The sequence below is a fragment of the Actinotalea ferrariae CF5-4 genome (assembly GCF_000603945.1).
Classification (GTDB): Bacteria; Actinomycetota; Actinomycetes; order Actinomycetales; family Cellulomonadaceae; genus Actinotalea; species Actinotalea ferrariae.
Genome location: NZ_AXCW01000256.1, coordinates 1 through 2,104, shown reverse-complemented (window position 1 = coordinate 2,104; position 2,104 = coordinate 1). Strand labels below are relative to the sequence as shown.

3 protein-coding genes and 1 pseudogene are annotated in these 2,104 nt (G+C 73.7%); all 4 read right to left on the bottom strand.

The window, feature by feature from the left end:
• Positions 1-245: pseudogene (locus N866_RS15770) on the bottom strand (hypothetical protein); the annotation flags it as partial.
• Complete coding sequence (locus tag N866_RS15765) at positions 242-625, bottom strand: response regulator (RefSeq protein WP_034228097.1); 384 nt, start codon at positions 623-625, stop codon at positions 242-244. The gene N866_RS15765 and the pseudogene N866_RS15770, both read right to left, overlap by 4 nt.
• Positions 622-1,455, bottom strand: a complete 834-nt coding sequence (locus N866_RS15760; RefSeq protein WP_034228095.1) for a CheR family methyltransferase — start codon at positions 1,453-1,455, stop codon at positions 622-624. Before N866_RS15760 ends, N866_RS15765 begins: the two co-directional genes overlap by 4 nt.
• A partial coding sequence (locus N866_RS15755) for a chemotaxis protein CheB (RefSeq protein WP_281173265.1) occupies positions 1,452-2,104 on the bottom strand: 653 nt, incomplete at its 5' end. The genes N866_RS15760 and N866_RS15755, both read right to left, overlap by 4 nt.

The window sequence follows — 2,104 nt, the reverse complement described above, 5'->3', positions numbered from 1 at the left end:
ACCCGGCCCGGCACCGGGCCCGCCACGTCCACCCACGCGTACATCGGCTCGACCGGGTCCGGCAGCGGCCCGCCCCACAGCCGCAGGTGGTCCGGCTCGCCGTCGATCATCGCGGTGAAGACCTCCTCCGCGATGGTGAGGACGGGGTCGCTGTCGGGGTAGGCGTCCGCGTAGGGGTGGGCCGTGGGTGCCGGCCCGGCTGCGGTGCCGGTCACGGCGTCCGTGCTGCTGGTGCTGGTGCTCATGCGAACTCCTCGTAGGGCACCAGCCCGAGCAGCTGGAGCTTGTCGCGGATGGCGTCGGGGGTGAAGGGCTTGATGACGTACTCGTGCGCACCGGCCGCGAGCGCCTTGACGATCTGGCCGGTCTCGCTCTCGGTGGTGACCATCATGAGCGTGACGTCACGCCACTCCCGGTTCTCCCGGACGGCGGTGACGAACTCCAGCCCGTTCATCACGGGCATGTTCCAGTCGATGCACGCGAGGTCGATCGGCGTGCCGGACTCGAGCACGTCGAGGGCCTCACGGCCGTGCGCCGCCTCCACGGTCTCGAAGCCCAGGGGCTGCAGGACGCCGGACACGATGCGGCGCATCGTGCGCGAGTCGTCGATGACGAGGGCTCTCATGCTGCTCTCCGTGAGGTCGACCGGTAGACGGAGCCGCGGCCCACGGGGACGCGCTCCCAGGTGTCGTCGATGCCGATCGTGGTCTCGGCGGCACCGAGGAAGAGGAACCCGCCCGGTCGCAGCACCTGCTGGACCCGGCGGAGGATGTCCCGCTTGGTGGGGAGGTCGAAGTAGATGAGGACGTTGCGCAGGAACACCACGTCGAACGGCCCGCCGATCGGCGGGGCGTCGAGCAGGTTGTGCCGCTGCACCGTGACGCGCTCCTTGATCGCGGGGACGACCTCCCAGTCGGCGCCGCTGCGCGTGAAGTACCGGACCAGCATCGGGGCGGGCAGGCCCCGGTTGACCTCGAGCTGGTTGTAGCGGCCGGCACGCGTGCGGGCGACCATCTGCTCGGACAGGTCGGTGGCGATGATGCGCAGGTCCAGGCCCGGGCGGGCGTCGGTGAGCGTCATCGCGATGGAGTACGGCTCCTGGCCGCTGGAGCACGCGCCCGACCAGATGCGCAGCGGCCCGACGACGCCGGACGCCCGGTTCGCGGCCAGCGTCTCGGGCACCACGTGCTCGACGAGGGCCTGGAAGGGCTGGTTGTCCCGGAACCACGACGTCTCGTTGGTCGTGAGCGCCTCGACGACCGCCTCGAGCGCCGCCGGGTGGCTCGTCGCGCGCACCGCGCGGACGTAGGCCTCCACGTCGGCGGCGGCCGCGGCCCGCGCCAGCGGGAGGAGGCGGGACTCGACCAGGTACTCCTTGCCGGCGTCGAGCTGGATGGCGCTGCGCCGGCGGACCAGGTCCGCGACGAAGGTGAAGCTCTCGGCGGTCAGGCTCATCGGAGGGCTCCTGCCACGTCGGCCGTCACGAGCCGCGTGACGGTGGCGGCGACGTCGCCCAGGGGGACGACGTGGTGGGCGAGACCCGCGGTCGCGACCGACCCCGGCATGCCCCACACCACGCTCGTCGGCTCGTCCTGGACGACCACCGTGCCGCCGGCGGCGACGACGGCGTCGCACCCGCTGCGGCCGTCGGACCCCATGCCGGTGAGGACGACGGCGAGCAGGTCGCCGCCCAGCACCTCGACGGCGCTGTTGAACAGCACGTCGACGGCGGGACGGCAGAAGTTGACGGGCGGCCCGTCGCCGAGGCGGGTCCGGGCGCCGTGGGCGGACCGGTCCAGCAGCAGGTGGCGGTCGCCCGGGGCGATGTACACGTGCCCCGCGGTGAGCTCCTCGCCGCCGGACGCCTCGACCACGGTGCTCGGGCCGAGGCGGTCGAGCCGCGCCGCCAGCTGGCGGGTGAACACGGGCGGCATGTGCTGCACGACGACGACCGGCACGGGGAGCGGCGCCGGCAGGCTCGACAGCACCCGGGACAGCGCCTCGGGACCACCCGTGGAGGACCCGAGCACGACCGCGCGGAACGACCGCCGGGCCGGCGGCGCGGGCCGGACGACGACGGCGGCGCGCGGCTTGGGCGCCGGGG